This is a genomic window from Bacillus sp. BS98, assembly GCF_008432245.1.
Taxonomy (GTDB): Bacteria; Bacillota; Bacilli; order Bacillales; family Bacillaceae_G; genus Bacillus_A; species Bacillus_A toyonensis.
In genome coordinates, this window is record NZ_CP043830.1 from 1,364,749 (window position 1) to 1,383,435 (window position 18,687).

The following is an 18,687-nucleotide window of genomic DNA, read 5'->3' on the forward strand; positions in this document are numbered from 1 at the left end:
TAGGGGGAAATGAAAATGGCAAAGGTTTATTATGAGAAAGATGTAACGGTAAATGTATTAAAAGAAAAGAAAGTAGCAATCATCGGATATGGCTCGCAAGGTCATGCGCATGCGCAAAACTTGCGTGATAACGGATTTGATGTAGTAGTAGGTTTAAAAAAAGGTAAATCTTGGGATAAAGCGAAAGAAGATGGATTTTCTGTATATACAGTAGCAGAAGCAGCGGAGCAGGCTGATTTAGTAATGATTTTATTACCTGATGAACTGCAGCCAGAAGTATATGAAGCGGAAATTGCACCAAATTTACAGGCAGGAAATTCTCTCGTTTTTGCACACGGATTTAATGTTCACTTTGATCAAGTGAAACCACCAGCTAATGTAGATGTATTTCTAGTAGCGCCTAAAGGTCCGGGGCATCTTGTACGCCGTACGTTTGCTGAAGGCGGAGCCGTTCCTGCATTATTTGCCGTATATCAAGATGCGACAGGAGTTGCGACTGAAAAGGCACTTTCTTATGCTGATGGAATTGGAGCGACGAGAGCGGGCGTATTAGAAACGACGTTTAAAGAAGAAACAGAAACAGATTTATTTGGAGAGCAAGCTGTACTTTGCGGCGGAGTAACTGCGCTAGTAAAAGCTGGATTTGAAACGCTAGTTGATGCAGGATACCAGCCTGAACTTGCATATTTTGAATGTTTACATGAACTGAAACTTATTGTTGACCTTATGTATGAAGGTGGACTTGAAAATATGAGATATTCAGTTTCAGATACAGCGCAGTGGGGCGACTTCGTATCAGGACCACGTGTTGTAACGGAAGATACGAAGAAAGCGATGGGTGCAGTGCTAGCCGAAATTCAAGATGGTACATTTGCAAGAGGTTGGATTGCAGAGCATAAAGCAGGAAAACCAAATTTCCATGCGACAAATGAGAAAGAGAATGAACATGAAATCGAAGTAGTTGGACGTAAATTACGTGAAATGATGCCTTTCGTACAGCCGCGAGTAAAGGCAGGGGTCAAATAATATGAAGCAGATTTTGTTCATGGATACGACGCTACGTGATGGCGAACAATCACCAGGAGTGAATTTAAATGAACAAGAGAAATTGCAAATTGCAAGGCAATTAGAGAGACTAGGTATTCATGTCATGGAAGCTGGCTTTGCAGCAGCTTCCGAAGGCGATTTTCAATCGGTAAAGCGCATCGCAAATACCATTCAAAATGCTACAGTTATGAGTTTAGCTAGAGCGAAAGAAAGTGATATTCGAAGAGCATATGAAGCTGTGAAAGGTGCTGTATCTCCTCGTTTACATGTATTTTTAGCTACGAGTGATATTCATATGAAATATAAACTTTGTATGTCAAAAGAAGATGTGTTAGATAGTATTTATCGCTCGGTTACGCTTGGGAGATCTTTATTTCCGACAGTGCAATTTTCTGCAGAAGATGCGACAAGAACATCAAGAGATTTTTTAGCTGAAGCAGTAGAAGTTGCGATTCGTGCAGGAGCGAATGTAATCAATATTCCAGACACAGTAGGTTATACGAACCCAGAAGAATACTATTCCTTATTTAAATACTTACAAGAATCCGTTCCTTCATATGAAAAAGCGATTTTCTCTTGTCATTGCCACGATGATCTTGGGATGGCGGTGGCAAATTCGTTAGCTGCGGTTGAAGGTGGAGCACTGCAAGTAGAGGGAACGATTAATGGCATTGGAGAAAGAGCAGGGAATGCTGCACTAGAGGAGGTCGCAGTTGCTCTTCATATTAGAAAAGATTTCTATAAGGCGGAGCCTTCGATGACGCTAAAAGAGATTAAATCGACAAGTACATTAGTAAGTAGGTTAACGGGTATGGTTGTACCGAAAAATAAAGCGATTGTGGGAGCGAATGCTTTCGCTCACGAATCAGGCATTCATCAGGATGGTGTTTTAAAAGAAGTGACAACATATGAAATCATTGAACCAGCACTTATAGGAGAATCTCAAAACCTATTTGTACTTGGCAAACATTCTGGGCGTCACGCATTTACAGAAAAAATGAAAGAACTAGGCTATGAATTTACAAACGAAGAACGCGATGTGGTGTTTGAAGCGTTTAAAAAATTAGCTGATCGTAAAAAGGAAATTACGGAAGAAGATCTACGTGCACTTATGCTTGGTGAAGCAGCTTTTGCAGCGCAGCAATATAACATTACGCAATTGCAAGTACACTTCGTATCGAATAGTACACAGTGTGCGACAGTTGTATTGAAAGATGAGGCGGGAACTATATACGAAGATGCAGCGACTGGTTCTGGAAGTATTGAAGCAATATACAATGCAATCCAAAGAATTTTAGGATTAGAATGTGAATTGGCAGATTATCGCATACAATCTATTACACAAGGTCAAGACGCACTTGCTCATGTTCATGTTGAATTAAAAGAAGGAACGCATCAAGTATCAGGTTTTGGTGTTGCGCAAGACGTATTGGAAGCATCGGCGAGAGCATATGTTCATGCAGCTGGAAAATTGAAATCGTTTATAGCGCTTGTAAAATAAGGGTTTGATAGGTGAGTGAAGCTTTCCTCACCTATCAAAATAAAGTTCTGAAAATTCAGTTAAAAGGAGTGTTAAAATTGGAAAAACGTATCGTTTGTTTAGCTGGTGATGGTGTCGGCCCGGAAATTATGGAAAGTGCAAAGGAAGTATTGCATATGGTAGAGAGACTATATGGGCATCATTTTCATTTGCAAGATGAGCACTTTGGTGGTGTTGCTATTGATTTAACGGGGCAACCATTACCACAGCGAACACTTGCCGCTTGTTTAGCGAGTGATGCGGTTTTACTTGGGGCAGTTGGTGGACCTCGTTGGGATGGTGCGAAAGAAAGACCGGAGAAAGGATTATTAGCTTTAAGAAAAGGACTTGGTGTATTTGCGAATGTTCGCCCTGTAACGGTAGAAAGCTCAACTTCGCATTTATCCCCATTAAAAAATGCTGATGAAATTGACTTCGTTGTCGTTCGTGAATTAACAGGTGGTATTTATTTTTCTTATCCGAAAGAGCGAACGGAAGAAGTCGCAACGGATACACTTACGTATCATCGTCATGAAATTGAACGTATCGTTTCTTATGCTTTTCAATTAGCGAGTAAGAGATCGAAAAAAGTAACGTCTATTGATAAGGCGAATGTTTTAGAATCTAGTAAATTATGGAGAACTGTTACGGAAGAAGTCGCTCTTCGTTATCCTCATGTTGAGTTAGAGCATATTTTAGTAGATGCAGCTGCTATGGAGTTAATTCGGAACCCAAAGAGATTTGATGTTATCGTAACAGAGAATTTGTTTGGTGATATTTTAAGTGATGAGGCTTCTGTATTAGCAGGGTCATTAGGAATGCTTCCATCAGCGAGTCATGCGGAAAACGGGCCTTCTTTATATGAGCCTATTCACGGTTCAGCACCGGATATTGCAGGGAAAAATAAAGTGAATCCAATTGCGATGATGCGTTCGGTTGCGATGATGCTTGGGCAATCATTTGGATTAACGAGAGAAGGATATGCGATTGAAGAGGCAATTTCTGCAGTTCTTCAATCTGGAAAATGTACAGTTGATATTGGGGGAGATGAGACGACAACTTCATTTACGAAGGCGGTTGTTCAAGAAATGGAAGAGCAGGCACTAGTAGGGAGAGGAAGATAATGGGGAAAAGGTTGCTAGATAAACTTTGGGAAAGGCATGTAGTTACAACAAATGAAAATGGATTGGATTTATTATATATCGATCTTCATCTTATTCATGAAGTAACTTCACCGCAAGCCTTTGAAGGCTTGCGGCTTGCAAATCGAATTGTTCGGAGACCGGAATTAACGTTTGCAACGATGGATCATAATATTCCAACGAAAGATATTTGGAATATTACCGATCGCATTGCGAAGCAGCAATTGGATACACTTCGTGAAAATTGTAAACAATTTGAGGTGCGATTAGCTGATATTGGTGATGAAGAGCAAGGAATCGTTCATGTTATCGGGCCGGAACTTGGACTCACACAACCAGGGAAAACGATTGTTTGTGGTGATAGCCATACAGCAACTCACGGTGCTTTCGGTGCGCTAGCGTTTGGTATTGGTACGAGTGAAGTAGAACATGTATTAGCAACTCAAACGTTGTGGCAACGAAAACCGAAAGCGATGGGGATTGAATTAACAGGAAAGTTACCGAAAGGCGTTTATGCAAAGGATATTATTTTACATCTTCTCTCAAAGTACGGTGTAGCGGTTGGGACTGGGTATGTAATGGAATTCTACGGAGAGACGATTCGTGATATGGGAATGGAGGAGAGAATGACACTTTGTAATATGGCAATTGAAGGAGGAGCGAAAGCAGGCATTATTGCACCGGATGAAAAAACATTTTCTTATGTAAAAGGGCGTAAATATGCACCAAAAGACTATGAATCTTTCACGGAAAAATGTTCGGAGCTTTATACGGATTCAGATGCGATTTATGATTTACATATTTCAATAGATGTTACGAGTCTAGCTCCATACGTAACTTGGGGAACAAATCCTAGTATGGGTGTTCCTATTGATGAAAAGTTACCAGAAAAGCATAACGAAAATGATGAAAGAGCATTTTCATATATGGGATTGAGTCCTGGACAAAGTACGTTTGAAATTCCTGTTAAGCATGTCTTTATTGGTTCTTGTACAAATTCACGTTTATCTGACTTAGAAATTGCTGCATCCGTTGTAAAAGGGAAAAAGGTAAAAGAAGGTGTGCGGGCACTCGTTGTACCAGGATCAAAAAGTGTGAGAGAGCGGGCAATGCAAAAAGGCTTACATCACATATTTGAAGAAGCGGGGTTTGAATGGAGAGAGCCTGGATGCTCAATGTGCCTTGGGATGAATCCAGATCAAGTACCTGAAGGAGAACATTGTGCGTCTACTTCAAATCGTAATTTTGAAGGAAGGCAAGGGAAAGGGGCAAGAACACATTTAGTAAGTCCAGCTATGGCAGCAGCTGCTGCATTATATGGGCATTTTGTTGATATTAGAAAGGAGAGTTACGATGGAGCCATTTCGTATTCATAAAGGTACTGCCGCAGTACTTATGAATGATAACATTGATACAGATCAAATTATTCCGAAACAATACTTAAAGAGAATTGAAAGGACAGGATTTGGAAAGTATTTATTTGATGAGTGGCGTTACGATAATGAGCGCCATGAAAATCCTAATTTTCCCCTTAATGCACAAGAACGAAAGGGAGCAAGTATATTAATTACAGGTGATAATTTTGGATGCGGTTCTTCAAGAGAGCATGCTCCGTGGGCCCTTGCTGATTATGGTTTCCGCGTTATTATCGCAGGGGGATTTGCAGATATTTTTTATATGAATTGTATGAAGAATGGTATGTTACCGATTGTAATGGATAAAGAGATGCGTAAACAACTTGCTAAAATAAATGCGAGAGATCAAATAGAAGTCGATTTAGAGAATGAAGTCATTACTACAAATACGCACAGGTTTCATTTTACAATCGAGAAAATGTGGAAAGAAAAATTATTAAATGGTCTAGATGAAATTGCCATTACGATGCAATATGAACAAGAAATTGAAGGGTATGAAAGAAAAGTAGCTTTATATTAAGAAATAACGGAATATTAAAAATGTATTTACATTCAGAATTAACTGTTATATAATATGGAAAAATCAGAGGAGAAAGGGAGTAAGTATTATGAATATCGTACAATCTATTAAAATGCTTACACAACTACATCATCATACATGAAACCCTTGAACCTAACGTGAAAACGTGTAGGCACAAGGGTTATTCCCGTTGTACCTACACTCTACTAAAGAGCCTTGTAGGTATTTTGTCTACAAGGCTCTTTTTATTTTCGGTTTGGGTGAATGGAATGGGCATACATTAGAAAGGGAAGGGCGTGTGAATTCAGATGACAAAGTGGAAGCGGGCAAATCCGAATGGAACGAGAGATTACTTATTTGAAGAATGTACGTTAATTGAAGAAGTGGAACAAAAATTAAGACGTACATTTTTAGAGAGAGGCTATGAGGAAATAAGGACACCTACAATTGAATTTTATGATGTGTTTGCTTTTCAAAATCGGCCGATAGATGAAGAGAAGATGTATAAATTTTTTGATGAAAAGGGACGGATTATCGTGTTACGTCCAGATATGACGATTCCTTTAGCGAGAGTAATTGGAACGCAAAGGTGGGATACGCCTCTTAAGGTGACATATAGTGGAAATGTATTTCGGGCGAATGAGTCTCTGTCTGGAAAATATAATGAAATTGTACAAAGTGGTATTGAAATTATCGGGATTGATAATGTAAGAGCTGAAATTGAATGTGTGATAAGTGTAATGCAAGCACTACAAAGGTTGAAGGTACAATCTTTTACAATCGAAATTGGGCAGGTAGAGTTATATAAATGTATTGTAAAAAAGCTCTCTATTCATGATGAAGAAGAGAGAGTACTTAGAACGTATATAGAAAGCAAAAATTATGCTGCTCTCTCAAATTTTATCGGAGAAAAGAAATTAGATCGGTGCGATGAAACAGTAAAATTACTTGAGAAATTACCAAGGTTATTTGGGAATTTAGAGGTTATTGAGGAAGCAGAAAAACTCGCCTCAAGTAATGAAATGAAAATGGCCATTGCAAGAGTGAAAGAAATATATGAAGCGGTTGAAAGGCTAGGCTATGGACCTTATATATCCATTGATTTAGGCATGATTCAACATTTGGACTATTATACGGGTATTATTTTCAAAGGGTATATATATGAAATTGGAGAAGAGATTGTTAGTGGTGGAAGATACGATGAGTTAATTGGGAATTTTGGAGAGATGGTGTCAGCGGTTGGCCTCGCGGTGCAAGTAAATCAAATAGTCAAGGCACTTCAAGAGCAACAAGAATCTTATGAACGAGAGCCAATAGATATGATGATACATTATGAATTAAATAGATTAGCGGAAGCTGAAAGGTTAAGAAACTTACTTCGAAAGGACGGGAAGAATGCCCAGTTATCTTTATTCTCTAATTTAAACGACACATTTCAATTTGCAAGAAACAATAAAATAGTAACGGTCGTTGAGGCAAGGAATGAATCATTGGTGGAATATGTATGGAAAGAGAAATGGGTCGTTCAGAAAGAAGGGGAGACTTCATGCGTAACATTCAAATTGCGTTAACGAAAGGAAGATTAGAGAAACATGTTATTCCGCTGTTTGAGAAAATTGGAATTGATTGTTCAGAGCTTAAAGATAAAGGGAGAAAGCTTGTCTTTCAAAGTAAAAATACAAACATTTCATTTATTTTAGTAAAAGCGGTTGATGTTGCTACTTATGTAGAACATGGAGTAGCTGATATTGGGATCGTTGGAAAAGATATTTTAATGGAAAATGAAAAAGATATATATGAAATGTTGGATTTAGGAGTGGGTATGTGTAAATTTTGTGTCGCTTCTATTCCTACGTATAATCCGAAGAGTTACCGAAAGAAACGAATTGCTACGAAATATCCACACATCACTTCCAATTATTTTCACGAAAAGGGAGAAGATGTAGAAATCATAAAAATAGAAGGTTCTGTAGAAATTGCTCCGCTTCTTGGATTAGTAGATGCGATTGTTGATATTGTTGAAACAGGAAAAACACTACAAGAGAATGGGCTCATTGTATTTGAGGAAATGTATTCTATATCCGCTCGAATGATTGTAAATAAGGCAGCTTTAAAAACTAAAAAAGACGAAATATTCAGTATTATAAATATGATGGAGCAAGAAATTTTATCAGGGAAATAGGAGGGCTTACAATGGAGATCATTTATGAAGACTTCAAGGAGGCATTATCCAAAATAAAAGTGTTGCGAGAAAACGCTAATATAATAGAAGAAACTGTTCAAAGAAGTGTAAGGGAAATCGTTCAAAACGTAAGAGAAAGTAAAGATGAGGCTTTATCTTTCTATACAAAAAAGCTTGATGGTGCGGATGTTAAAACTTTTCGTGTAAGTGAAGAAGAAATAAAACAAGCAAGTGCGTTTGTAGAACTTTCTTTTTTAGAGGCGCTACAAGAGGCGAAGAAAAACATTATCTCATATCATGAAAAGCAAAAGAGGCAATCTATGTTTGATTGCGAAAGTGATGGGATAATTAGAGGGCAGCTCATTAGACCGTTAGAAAATGTAGGTGTATATGTGCCAGGCGGGAAGGCATCGTATCCCTCTTCAGTATTAATGAATGTATTGCCAGCCAAACTGGCAGGTGTGAAAAAAATTGTAATGGTAACACCGCCAAGGCAAGGAGGAATTGACCCGCATATATTAACTGCCGCAGGTCTTGCAGGTGTAGATGAAGTTTATATGGCTGGTGGTGCCCAGGCAATCGCTGCTTTAGCGTATGGGACGGAATCGATTCCGAAAGTGGATAAAATAGTTGGACCGGGAAATTTGTACGTTGCTTTAGCGAAGCGAGAAGTATACGGAATAGTAAATATCGATATGATTGCTGGGCCATCAGAAATTGTAGTTATCGCTGATGAAACAGGCAATGCCAAATATATCGCTGCTGATTTATTATCGCAAGCAGAACATGACGAGAGGGCAACAGCGATTTGTATTACAACGAATATAGAACTAGCTAAAGAAGTAGGAAGAGAGATAGAAAGACAGTTAGAAACATTACCAAGAAGTGAAATCGCTCGTGAATCAATAAAAAGAAATGGAGCCATTTTTATCGTTTCTTCTTTAGATGAGGCACTAAAGTTATCAAATGAAATAGCTCCAGAACATTTAGAGTTACATATAAAAGAGCCAATGAATGCTCTAGCTTATGTGAAACATGCAGGCTCTATTTTCCTTGGGCCATATGCACCAGAGCCGCTCGGCGATTATTTGGCAGGACCGAATCACGTTTTACCGACAAGTGGAACAGCAAGATTTTTCTCCCCGTTATCAGTCGATGATTTCGTAAAAAAATCAAGCTTTCTTTCTTATACAGAGGAAGCGTTAAAAAATGTACAACATCATATTGTAGAACTTGCAAATAAAGAAGGTTTATATGCACACGCAAGAGCAGTCCAAATGAGATTTGAGGAGGAAGAATAATGCGACAGTCGAGTCAAGTACGTGAAACGACAGAAACAAAAATTAAATTAAGTTTGCAGCTTGATGAAAGTACGAATGTTTCTATTCAAACAGGAGTAGGTTTTTTTGATCATATGCTAACTTTATTTGCAAGGCATGGACGATTTGGTTTACAAATTGAAGCTGAAGGTGACGTGTTTGTCGATGCACATCACACGGTTGAAGATGTTGGAATTGTACTCGGAAATTGCTTGAAAGAAGCACTGCAAAATAAAGAGAGTATTAATAGGTACGGTTCCGCATATGTACCGATGGATGAATCTTTAGGTTTTGTCGCAATTGATATAAGTGGACGTTCCTATATTGTGTTTCAAGGCGAGTTAACAAATCCGAAATTAGGCGATTTTGACACAGAATTAACGGAAGAGTTTTTTAGAGCAGTTGCTCATGCAGCAAATATTACGTTACACGCTCGTATTTTATACGGAAGTAATACACATCACAAAATTGAAGCTTTATTTAAGGCATTTGGTCGAGCGCTTAGAGAGGCAGTCGAAAAAAATGACAACATTACTGGTGTAAATTCAACGAAGGGGATGTTGTAATTGATTGCTATTGTAGATTATGGGATGGGAAATATTTGTAGTGTGGAACAGGCATTAAAATATATTGGAGCAGAGTATATCGTAACGGATGATAGAGAGGAAATATTGAGAAGTGATGGCGTTATTTTACCAGGAGTAGGGGCATTTCCGAAAGCGATGGACGTTCTAGAAGAAAAAAAATTAGTATTTGTGCTAAAAGAGATTGGGAATTTAGGGAAACCGTTCCTTGGTATATGTTTAGGTATGCAACTTTTATTTGAAAAAAGTGAGGAATTAAAAGACTGTAGCGGATTAAGTTTATTGCCAGGTGTTATTCGGAAATTAAAAGTGCCTTATAAAATTCCACATATGGGATGGAATGAATTGAAGAAAGAAGGAGAAATACCACTTTGGAATGGAATAGAAGACGGTTCTTTCGTATATTATGTCCACTCTTATTATGCAGATTGTCCAAAGGGGATTGTGTATGGGGCAAGCGAGTATGGGGTGCAAGTACCTGGTTTTGTAGCGAAAGGAAATGTATTTGGAGCGCAGTTTCACCCTGAAAAAAGTGGGGAAGTCGGAATACAAATTTTAAAGAATTTTAAAGGGGTGGTAGAAGCATGGAAATTTTCCCAGCTATCGATTTAAAAGAAGGGCGATGTGTCAGACTTTATCAAGGAGAGTTTAGTAAAGAAACGGTTATGAATGAAGATCCGGTTGCGCAAGCGATCATATTTGAAAAGCTTGGAGCGAAAATATTACACATTGTTGATTTAGACGGTGCAATTGCTGGAGAGTCTTTAAATTTGTTTATCATTGAAAGAATATGCAGGGCGGTACGTATTCCTGTGCAAGTTGGAGGAGGGATTCGATCGCTTGTAGCAGTGGAGAAGTTATTGTTAGCAGGTGTAGAAAAAGTCATTTTAGGAACAGCTGCTCTTTATGATAAGTCATTTTTAGAGGAAGCAGTTCGGCTATATAAAGAGAAAATAATTGTTGGAATTGATGCGAAAAATGGTTTCGTAGCAACGAGAGGTTGGCTTGATGTGTCTGAAATTTCTTATATTCATTTAGCGAAGCAAATGGAGAGTATAGGTGTTCAAACGATTGTATTTACAGACATCTCGAGAGATGGGACACTTGCAGGACCAAATTTTGAGCAATTAGGGTTACTGCAAAAAAGTGTGGGTATTCGTCTCATTGCTTCTGGAGGAGTGGCGTCTATTCAAGATGTGAAAAGGTTAAATGATATGAATATACATGGTGTTATCATTGGTAAGGCTCTTTACGAGAATACAATTGATTTAGAAGAAGTGCTAGAGGTAACAAAGCTATGTTAGCGAAACGAATTATTCCATGTCTAGATGTGAAAGAAGGGCGAGTCGTAAAGGGTGTAAATTTTATAGGATTACAAGATGTCGGTGATCCTGTTGAAATAGCGGCTTTATATAATGATGCGGGAGCAGATGAAATTGTATTTTTAGATATTACTGCGACACATGAAGGGCGAAAAACGATGATAGATGTTGTAGAAAAAACTGCCTCAAAAATATTTATTCCTCTTACAGTAGGTGGGGGGATTTCTAATGTTCAAGATATATACAATCTGCTACGAGCCGGTGCGGATAAAATTTCAATTAATTCAGCAGCAGTACGGAATCCAAAACTAATTCAGGAAGGTGCAGAACATTTTGGCTCGCAATGTATTGTTGTAGCAATCGATGCTAGAAAAGTAGCAGAAGGTAAATGGAATGTATACGTAAATGGCGGGAGGGTTGATACAGGAATGGATGCAATCGAATGGGCGAAGCACGCCGTACAATTAGGGGCAGGAGAAATTTTGCTAACGAGTATGGATGCAGATGGAACGAAGGATGGATACGATCTTCAGTTAACAGAAGCAATTTCAAGTAGCGTTTCCGTCCCGGTAATTGCATCAGGAGGATGTGGTCATGCGGATCACATTATAGAGGTATTTAAAAAGACAACAGTCGACGCAGCGCTAGCAGCATCAATCTTTCATTATGGTGAAGAGACTGTGCAGGATGTAAAGAGAAAATTAAGAGAAGCAAACGTTGAGGTGCGACTATGAAGCCTAACTTCTCAAAAGGGTTATTACCAGCAGTGGTGATAGAGGAAGATACGAAAGAAGTTTTAATGCTCGCTTACATGAATGAAGAAGCGTATGAAAAGACGTTAGAAACAAAAAGGACGTGGTTTTATTCTCGCTCAAGACAATCGTTATGGAATAAAGGAGAAACATCGGGCAATATGCAGTATGTTCAATCCCTTTATTTAGATTGTGATCAAGATTCAATTGTAGTTGTTGTAAAGCAAGTAGGACCTGCTTGTCATACGGGAGAGAAAACATGTTTTCATTATAAAGTTATATAGGGGGATGAAGATGGAAGATGTCCTTAAATTATTATTTGAAACAATTGAAGACCGAAAGGAAAATCCAGTGCCAGAATCATATACAAATTATTTATTTTCAAAAGGAGAAGATAAAATTTTAAAGAAAATTGGGGAAGAGTGCTCTGAAGTGATCATTGCTTCTAAAAATAATGATAAAAAAGAACTAGTAAAAGAAATGGTTGATGTGTTTTATCACTGTTTTGTTCTATTAGCCGAAAAAAACATTTCACTAGAAGATGTTATGGAAGAAGTGAAAGAAAGAAATGGAAAGCTTTCGAGAGTAGGGGAACGAAAAGAAATAGATACGTTATAAGGGGGAATATGTATGAAAGTGGATTATCATCTTCATTTAGAAGAAGGGCCTTATTCAATAGGTTGGCTTGCCAAAATAAATGAAACGCTACAATATTATGAGCCGCTTCAAGAAGAAAGACATTCTATCGAATGGCTTATGAAGACGCAAGAACGCCTGCAAAGACGTGTGAAGGAAGGACCATTTACAGCGAAATGGATTGATTTATATTTAGAAGAGGCATTGCGAAAAGGTATAAAAGAAGTTGGGATTGTGGATCATTTATACCGCTTTCATGAGTCGAAAGTATATTATGAAAAATATGTGAATATTAGTGATTCGAAGCTTGGGCGTTTACAGAAGGAATGGTTAGACCAAGTAAGAGTAGTTTCACTATACGATTTTACAAAGTCGATTGAAGAGGCGAAAGAACGATGGAGTAAAAGAGGCGTTACACTTAAACTTGGAATTGAAGCGGATTATTTTATTGGCTGTGAAGAAGAGCTAAAAGAATTGTTAGCACTAGGAGACTTTGATTATGTAATTGGGTCTGTTCATTTTTTAAACGGCTGGGGGTTTGATAATCCAGATACGAAAGAATATTTTGAAGAGCATGATTTACATATACTATATGATACGCTTTTCAAAACAGTTGAGAGTGCAGTTCGTTCCGAGTTATTTGATATTATAGCCCACCTTGATAACATAAAAGTATTTAATTACAGGTTGGATGAGAATGAACAGCTTTCTTATTATAAGAAAATAGCCCGTGCATTAGTAGAAACCAATACCGCAACAGAAATAAATGCGGGATTGTACTATCGTTATCCTGTACGGGAAATGTGCCCGAGTCCACTGTATTTACAAGTGTTAGCTAAACATGGTGTTCCCATTACTATTTCTTCAGATGCTCATTATCCGAATGATTTAGGGAAATACGTAAAAGAAAATGTGCAAACATTACGAACTCACGGTATTACTCATATCGCAACATTTACGAAACGAGCAAGAGTAATGAGACTACTTGAAGAAGAAGTAACAATTTCAAAATGAACCACGATTTTTTGATGAAAACATTCCTTTTTGTTCAAAATAAGAAAGAAAAAAAGGAGGGTAAGAAATGGCGAAACAACAAAATAAACAAAATGTACAAGGTGCACAGCAACAAGCTTATACTTCTGAAACGAATGCTACATCTCAATCAGTTATTGAGGAGCAAATTAGCGATACAGTTGCAGAAGGAACAATTGATGTGAAGCTCGGAAAAGAATCGCAGGAAAAAGCGTAAGAAGAGGGGGGAGTTGCATCTCCTCTTTTTTCATGGAAAAGTGTCGATTTTCAAAACTATAATCAAATTCCTTGGTTTTTATAAGTGGATTTCTTACAATGAAATATAAGAGATATCTTATTTTCTATAGAAGAGGTGTTAGTAGTGGCAAAAATATTAGTAGCAGGGAAAATTCCAGAAATCGGATTAGAACTATTAAAAGATCATGATGTAGAAATGTATGATAAAGAAGAGTTAATTTCTTTAGATGAATTAACAGAGCGTGTAAAAGATAAAGATGCATTGTTAAGCTTACTTTCTACAAAGGTGACGAAAGAAGTTATAGATGCGGCACCTAATTTAAAGATTGTTGCAAACTATGGTGCTGGCTACGATAATATTGATTACTTGCATGCAGGAGAAAAAGGGATTGCGGTAACGAATACACCGAAAGTATCAACTGAAGCGACAGCAGAATTAACATTTGCACTTCTTTTAGCAGCAGCACGTAGAATTCCTGAAGGAGATACGTTATGTCGTACAACTGGATTTAACGGATGGGCGCCATTATTTTTCTTGGGCCGCGAAGTACACGGTAAGACAATTGGAGTTATCGGTCTTGGAGAAATCGGGAAGGCAGTTGCAAAGCGTGCGAAAGCATTTGGAATGAACGTTTTATATACAGGACCAAATCGTAAGTTTGAAGCTGAATCTGAACTAGAAGCGACATATGTAACATTAGAAGAGCTGTTACAAACGGCAGATTTTATTACAATTAACTGTGCCTATAATCCAAAATTACATCATATGATCAATGAAGAACAGTTTAAAATGATGAAGAAGACAGCATATATTATAAATGCTTCGCGTGGACCAATTATGAATGAATTAGCACTTGCTTATGCATTAAAAACGAAAGAAATTGAAGGAGCAGCTCTTGACGTATTTGAATTTGAACCGAAAATTACGGAAGAACTAAAAGGATTAAAGAATGTGGTACTTGCTCCTCACGTAGGGAATGCAACATTCGAAACTCGTGATGCGATGGCTGAAATGGCAGTAAGAAATATTTTAGCTGTATTAAACGGTGAAGAACCTGTAACACCTGTAAATCCAAAAGTATTAGTTACAAAATAAAGTGAGACTTTCATTTGTAAGGCCTCCCGATTAATCAGGTTGTCCGCAAATAGTGGGATAAAAAGAAACCTTCCGAATACGGAAGGTTTTTGTTTTTATTATTTTTCTTTATTCGCTTTTTTAGACGGTCTTTGTCTAATAAATTGAGATAGCATATACAAAATATATAGTGGAATAGCAATGAATAAGAAAACAGAAAAATTACCGATCCCTGTTTGATACATTGTGATAATGATTCCAACTAAAAATAATGTAATAATGATGCTATATCTTGGAATTGGTACATCTTTTAAACTTGGGATACGAATACGACTCACCATTAAAAATGCGAACGTTACAAAGACTGTAATAAGAACGATTTTGGGAATGGTATGTGAAAATAATGTTAAGAAAGCAACAAGCCCTCCCGCTGCTGTAATCGGTACTCCAGTGAAATATTTCATTGAAGTAGAAGATGGTGTTACATTAAATCGTGCTAAACGATATGCTCCGAAAAGAGGGAATAATCCCGCTATGTATAATCCGATGATTCCGTAGTTTGAGAAAGATGTGTAATACATTAAAACAGCTGGTGCTGCACCAAATGTTACGACATCTGCGAGTGAATCAAGCTCTTTTCCCATTTGTGAATCAACGCGTAATAAACGAGCAACACGACCATCAAGACTATCTAACATCATCCCGATAAGTACTAAAATAGCAGCTGATTTATAATATCCTAAAGATGCATAGCCGATTGATAAAAATCCGCTATATAAATTTCCGAGCGTAAATAAGTTTGGAATAGCTGCTCTATACAAAATCTGATCCCTTGCTTTCTGTAATAAATTCTTAATTAGTGTATGAAAGTTTACTTATTTTATCATACCATAAATTTCTTCCTCATACGAAAGAAATTACCAATTTGTGAAAGATTTCATGGGAGAATGATTTGGAAAATAAGTAGAAAAAGAAGCAACTTTTATAAAGTTGCTTCTTGCACTATTCAAATTTTGTTGTCATCGTTCCGGTTTTATATCGATTGTTAGGATCGAAACGTAATAAATCTCCATAAATGAGTTTATCGGATAATTTTAATTCTGTTTTTGCTTTTTCAATATACGGCTGACATAGTGATATAGCAGCTTCTTCACCTGTATTTCGTTTATAGCACATGTTTTTTGTATAAACATAATCTTCCGAAACAAAACTACCATCACGCATTACCATAAGTGGATCTTTTTCTTTAATAAATAAGTCCGTTCCAAATTCAACGGATTGATTTGTTTTAATCCCAAGTAAATGAAGGAGCGTTGGTTTAATATCAAGTTGACCGGATACTTTAGAAATCGTTTTTCCTTCTTGACCTGGCACATGAATAATGAGAGGGACGCGTTGTAATTGCATAGAATCAAACGGTGTAATAGCGTCTTTCCCAAGGAACTGGGCCATAGCTGCGTTATGGTTTTCAGAAATACCGTAATGATCACCATAAATGACAATAACTGAATTATCATACAGTCCTTCATCTTTTAACTGTTTAATAAATAATTTAAGAGCTTCATCCGTGTAACGAACAGTTGGAAAGTAACGGTTTAAAACACCACTGTCCGAATTAAACTCATCAACATATTGATCTTCTGGATTTAGAAGAAATGGAAAATGGTTTGTTAAAGTGATAAATTTTGTATAGAACGGTTGCGGTAAAGATTTTAACTTTGGAATAGATTGTTCAAAGAACTCTTTATCTTTTAATCCCCAACCAACAGACATTTGTTCCGTACCTACGTAATCATTTAAATTAAAGTAACGGTCATAACCAAGCGCAGGATACATTACGTCACGATTCCAAAACGTTTTATCGTTTGAATGGAAGACAGCAGAAGAATATCCGTATTTCTTTAATTGTTCTGGTGTGGCAGTATACTCATTTGTTGCATGAGTAAAGAATACAGAACCACGGTCTAACGGATAAAGTGAATTTTCAACGATAAATTCAGCATCAGAAGTTTTACCTTGTCCCGTTTGATGATAGAAGTTATCGAAATAAAAACTATCTTTAATAAATTCATTTAAAAATGGAGTAATTTCTTTTCCATTTATTTTTTTATTAATAACAAAACTTTGTGTAGATTCCATTGAAATTAAAATTACATTTTTACCTTTTGCAGCTCCAAATAAGTTTTTATCAACTTGCTTATCTTTTGCATCTGTATAGTTTTTAATTTCAGAGAATCCGTCGCCACTTGCGAATACACGTTCAGCCGAAGACTTAGATTGAAGCGTAATATCAAATAGATGATATGTGTATAACCCTAAATTTTTCACGACAGTTTGACGGTCAAATGAGCGTGAGAACATTTGTGGCTTATAAATAACTGAAACAACAATTTGTAGTGCTAATAACGCAGTTACACCGCTAAAGAAAGTTCTCTTCTCAGATCGTGAAAGTGGTGTTTTATCACCAAATGATGGGAATTTACGTGAAATAAACATTAAAATAATTGCATCTGCAAATAAAAGTAATGTTTTGTACGTAAAGAGCTCTTTTATGCTCGTCCCTAAATCAGCCATATTATTTGTTTGGAATAAAACCGGGAAGGTAACGAAATCGTTATAAAACCCATAAAACATTGCATTTCCAAATAAAATAAATGACAGTATAAAACTAATTCCAATTATAATTCGATTTCGATGCTTAGATGCAAATAAAGCTAAACCGAAAAATAAAAGTAACGCAGCTAGTGGATTAATAAACAGCATAAATTCTTCAAAGAAGTTATCAATTTTAATATCAAACGCTAGCTTGTACACAATATATGTTTTAATCCATAATAAAACGACTGCAACGAGTGCAAATCGTAATTTTGGAAACAGATGTTGTAGCATAATATACTCCTCTCCTAGAAAGCATGACAGTTCTTGCGAGCCGGTTTGATTAGCGCCTCACTTTATATATACGAACAGTCTTTTGTTATTATGATTATTATACTATGAGTATCATTATACGAAAATTAAAGAGGGTTGTGGGCTTTTTTTGCAACAATTGAGTAGAAAAAGAGAAGTAGGAGACAATAAAATAGAATTTCTATGCGCGATTATTGTAATTCATTAAACATAGAAAGTATCGCGTAATGGTGCGGAGGTTATAATGCGAAAATTATTTTATCTTATAATGTGCAGTATTTTTATACTCTTTGCTTCACCGAGTGTATCAGTAGCTCAGTATGATGCACCTCTTATGGAAGATGCACTTTATTCTGTTTTATTTCCGAAAATAAATAAAGCAATTGAAAAACAATATGGGAGTTTGAAACCTTATCAATGTCCTAAAATTATTAGTTTAAAAAAAGTGTATAGTGGTACATATTTATTTCAAACGGTTATTGAAGTGACGAAGTACGAACAGATTGGTGGGAAAATTGTTCCACCATTTGAAAAAGTAACTATTACGTTTAATAATGAAGAAGGCGAATGGGAAGTAACGAAGATAATAGTAAAGCGCTTACCAAATGATACGAAATTAAACTGTAAAAAAACAATATAAAAAATTGTTTGACAAATAAAATGGTCCTTTGGTATTGTTAATAGCAACAATTAGATGTTTGAAAATTAAATAGACTTACCTCATCTACTCTCAAAGGTAGAGGCCGCGATAGGAAAGAGTAAGCTGTGGGAGATTTAGTGGAATCTGTGACCATGGGTTGAAAGGGACTATTGCCGAAATATAAGAATAACCACCTTATTCATATATTGGGACTGCATTGAATAAATGTAGTACTGTCATAAGATTTATTTTATGGAGAGCTATTTGGAGATGTTGATGCGGTTTCTTATTTTGAGAAGATAACAACTTGTTTATTTTTTCAATATATATTTTTCCTAATAAGAAACGCGTGTGAACA

General features: G+C 36.7%; 20 protein-coding genes and 1 riboswitch. Of the genes, 18 read left to right on the forward strand and 2 right to left on the reverse strand.

The genetic code is table 11. The annotated features are described in order from the left end of the window. Window positions 1–15: 15 nt before the first annotated feature. The 17 genes from ilvC (at window position 16) to F0362_RS07300 (ending at window position 14,803) form a co-directional block, all read left to right on the forward strand. Window positions 16–1,026: a ketol-acid reductoisomerase gene (gene ilvC / locus F0362_RS07220; RefSeq protein WP_001151718.1), complete on the forward strand. Its 1,011-nt coding sequence runs from the start codon at window positions 16–18 to the stop codon at window positions 1,024–1,026. Between the two features lies 1 nt (window position 1,027). Beyond that, complete coding sequence (gene leuA, locus F0362_RS07225; RefSeq protein ID WP_000809591.1) at window positions 1,028–2,548, forward strand: 2-isopropylmalate synthase; 1,521 nt, start codon at window positions 1,028–1,030, stop codon at window positions 2,546–2,548. A gap of 77 nt (window positions 2,549–2,625) precedes the next feature. Then, window positions 2,626–3,690 carry a 3-isopropylmalate dehydrogenase gene (gene leuB, locus F0362_RS07230; protein ID WP_000415349.1) on the forward strand — a complete coding sequence of 355 codons (1,065 nt, stop codon included), beginning with the start codon at window positions 2,626–2,628 and terminating at the stop codon, window positions 3,688–3,690. Then, window positions 3,690–5,084, forward strand: a complete 1,395-nt coding sequence (gene leuC, locus F0362_RS07235; protein WP_000520118.1) for a 3-isopropylmalate dehydratase large subunit — start codon at window positions 3,690–3,692, stop codon at window positions 5,082–5,084. Before leuB ends, leuC begins: the two co-directional genes overlap by 1 nt. Next, window positions 5,062–5,643: a 3-isopropylmalate dehydratase small subunit gene (leuD, locus tag F0362_RS07240; protein ID WP_149889717.1), complete on the forward strand. Its 582-nt coding sequence runs from the start codon at window positions 5,062–5,064 to the stop codon at window positions 5,641–5,643. Before leuC ends, leuD begins: the two co-directional genes overlap by 23 nt. Before the next feature lie 308 nt (window positions 5,644–5,951). Continuing rightward, a complete protein-coding gene (locus F0362_RS07245) occupies window positions 5,952–7,214 on the forward strand; it encodes an ATP phosphoribosyltransferase regulatory subunit (protein ID WP_000170307.1) in 1,263 nt (420 codons plus the stop codon). Next, the gene (gene hisG, locus F0362_RS07250) at window positions 7,190–7,825 is read left to right on the forward strand and encodes an ATP phosphoribosyltransferase (protein ID WP_001244463.1); all 636 of its coding nucleotides are present in this window, start codon (window positions 7,190–7,192) and stop codon (window positions 7,823–7,825) included. Before F0362_RS07245 ends, hisG begins: the two co-directional genes overlap by 25 nt. A gap of 11 nt (window positions 7,826–7,836) precedes the next feature. Further along, window positions 7,837–9,126, forward strand: coding sequence for a histidinol dehydrogenase (hisD, locus tag F0362_RS07255; protein WP_000402925.1), 1,290 nt, complete (start codon window positions 7,837–7,839; stop codon window positions 9,124–9,126). Next, window positions 9,126–9,710 (forward strand): imidazoleglycerol-phosphate dehydratase HisB, encoded by a 585-nt coding sequence (hisB, locus tag F0362_RS07260; protein ID WP_001249957.1) that lies wholly within the window; start codon window positions 9,126–9,128, stop codon window positions 9,708–9,710. Before hisD ends, hisB begins: the two co-directional genes overlap by 1 nt. Beyond that, window positions 9,711–10,340 (forward strand): imidazole glycerol phosphate synthase subunit HisH, encoded by a 630-nt coding sequence (gene hisH / locus F0362_RS07265; protein WP_000560639.1) that lies wholly within the window; start codon window positions 9,711–9,713, stop codon window positions 10,338–10,340. It begins immediately after the preceding gene. Next, window positions 10,313–11,032, forward strand: a complete 720-nt coding sequence (gene hisA / locus F0362_RS07270; RefSeq protein WP_000402302.1) for a 1-(5-phosphoribosyl)-5-[(5-phosphoribosylamino)methylideneamino]imidazole-4-carboxamide isomerase — start codon at window positions 10,313–10,315, stop codon at window positions 11,030–11,032. The genes hisH and hisA overlap by 28 nt, the downstream gene beginning before the upstream one ends. Beyond that, complete coding sequence (gene hisF, locus F0362_RS07275; RefSeq protein ID WP_000880098.1) at window positions 11,026–11,784, forward strand: imidazole glycerol phosphate synthase subunit HisF; 759 nt, start codon at window positions 11,026–11,028, stop codon at window positions 11,782–11,784. The genes hisA and hisF overlap by 7 nt, the downstream gene beginning before the upstream one ends. After that, window positions 11,781–12,086, forward strand: coding sequence for a phosphoribosyl-AMP cyclohydrolase (gene hisI, locus F0362_RS07280; protein WP_000803970.1), 306 nt, complete (start codon window positions 11,781–11,783; stop codon window positions 12,084–12,086). Before hisF ends, hisI begins: the two co-directional genes overlap by 4 nt. 10 nt (window positions 12,087–12,096) lie before the next feature. Next, window positions 12,097–12,420, forward strand: a complete 324-nt coding sequence (hisE, locus tag F0362_RS07285; protein ID WP_000390407.1) for a phosphoribosyl-ATP diphosphatase — start codon at window positions 12,097–12,099, stop codon at window positions 12,418–12,420. A 12-nt stretch (window positions 12,421–12,432) separates the two neighbouring features. Then, the gene (locus tag F0362_RS07290; RefSeq protein ID WP_149889718.1) at window positions 12,433–13,452 is read left to right on the forward strand and encodes a histidinol phosphate phosphatase domain-containing protein; all 1,020 of its coding nucleotides are present in this window, start codon (window positions 12,433–12,435) and stop codon (window positions 13,450–13,452) included. 67 nt (window positions 13,453–13,519) lie between these two features. Next, window positions 13,520–13,687, forward strand: a complete 168-nt coding sequence (locus F0362_RS07295; protein ID WP_001118881.1) for a YozQ family protein — start codon at window positions 13,520–13,522, stop codon at window positions 13,685–13,687. 144 nt (window positions 13,688–13,831) lie between these two features. Continuing rightward, window positions 13,832–14,803, forward strand: coding sequence for a 2-hydroxyacid dehydrogenase family protein (locus tag F0362_RS07300; RefSeq protein WP_001062842.1), 972 nt, complete (start codon window positions 13,832–13,834; stop codon window positions 14,801–14,803). A 98-nt stretch (window positions 14,804–14,901) separates the two neighbouring features. On the opposite strand, the gene pssA is transcribed toward F0362_RS07300, so the two are convergent. Both pssA and F0362_RS07310 read right to left on the reverse strand, forming a co-directional pair. After that, entirely contained in the window at window positions 14,902–15,603 is a 702-nt protein-coding gene (gene pssA / locus F0362_RS07305) for a CDP-diacylglycerol--serine O-phosphatidyltransferase (RefSeq protein ID WP_000285424.1), read from the reverse strand. A gap of 181 nt (window positions 15,604–15,784) precedes the next feature. Further along, window positions 15,785–17,671, reverse strand: coding sequence for an LTA synthase family protein (locus F0362_RS07310; RefSeq protein WP_000939071.1), 1,887 nt, complete (start codon window positions 17,669–17,671; stop codon window positions 15,785–15,787). A 262-nt stretch (window positions 17,672–17,933) separates the two neighbouring features. Here F0362_RS07310 and F0362_RS07315 point away from each other — a divergent pair, with 262 nt between their 5' ends. After that, a complete protein-coding gene (locus tag F0362_RS07315; RefSeq protein WP_001228518.1) occupies window positions 17,934–18,329 on the forward strand; it encodes a DUF3888 domain-containing protein in 396 nt (131 codons plus the stop codon). A gap of 89 nt (window positions 18,330–18,418) precedes the next feature. After that, window positions 18,419–18,600, forward strand: a riboswitch (Lysine riboswitch). The last annotated feature ends 87 nt before the right edge of the window (window positions 18,601–18,687 follow it).

Bases quoted from the DNA above. Each gene is read 5' to 3' on its own strand.
- hisB (WP_001249957.1), top strand. From the start codon at position 9,126: ATGCGACAGTCGAGTCAAGTACGTGAAACGACAGAAACAAAAATTAAA.
- hisI (WP_000803970.1), top strand. From the start codon at position 11,781: ATGAAGCCTAACTTCTCAAAAGGGTTATTACCAGCAGTGGTGATAGAG.
- hisF (WP_000880098.1), top strand. From the start codon at position 11,026: ATGTTAGCGAAACGAATTATTCCATGTCTAGATGTGAAAGAAGGGCGA.
- F0362_RS07245 (WP_000170307.1), top strand. From the start codon at position 5,952: ATGACAAAGTGGAAGCGGGCAAATCCGAATGGAACGAGAGATTACTTA.
- ilvC (WP_001151718.1), top strand. From the start codon at position 16: ATGGCAAAGGTTTATTATGAGAAAGATGTAACGGTAAATGTATTAAAA.
- leuD (WP_149889717.1), top strand. From the start codon at position 5,062: ATGGAGCCATTTCGTATTCATAAAGGTACTGCCGCAGTACTTATGAAT.
- F0362_RS07310 (WP_000939071.1), bottom strand. From the start codon at position 17,671: ATGCTACAACATCTGTTTCCAAAATTACGATTTGCACTCGTTGCAGTC.
- F0362_RS07290 (WP_149889718.1), top strand. From the start codon at position 12,433: ATGAAAGTGGATTATCATCTTCATTTAGAAGAAGGGCCTTATTCAATA.
- hisA (WP_000402302.1), top strand. From the start codon at position 10,313: ATGGAAATTTTCCCAGCTATCGATTTAAAAGAAGGGCGATGTGTCAGA.
- F0362_RS07315 (WP_001228518.1), top strand. From the start codon at position 17,934: ATGCGAAAATTATTTTATCTTATAATGTGCAGTATTTTTATACTCTTT.
- hisD (WP_000402925.1), top strand. From the start codon at position 7,837: ATGGAGATCATTTATGAAGACTTCAAGGAGGCATTATCCAAAATAAAA.
- leuA (WP_000809591.1), top strand. From the start codon at position 1,028: ATGAAGCAGATTTTGTTCATGGATACGACGCTACGTGATGGCGAACAA.
- leuC (WP_000520118.1), top strand. From the start codon at position 3,690: ATGGGGAAAAGGTTGCTAGATAAACTTTGGGAAAGGCATGTAGTTACA.
- hisE (WP_000390407.1), top strand. From the start codon at position 12,097: ATGGAAGATGTCCTTAAATTATTATTTGAAACAATTGAAGACCGAAAG.
- F0362_RS07295 (WP_001118881.1), top strand. From the start codon at position 13,520: ATGGCGAAACAACAAAATAAACAAAATGTACAAGGTGCACAGCAACAA.
- hisG (WP_001244463.1), top strand. From the start codon at position 7,190: ATGCGTAACATTCAAATTGCGTTAACGAAAGGAAGATTAGAGAAACAT.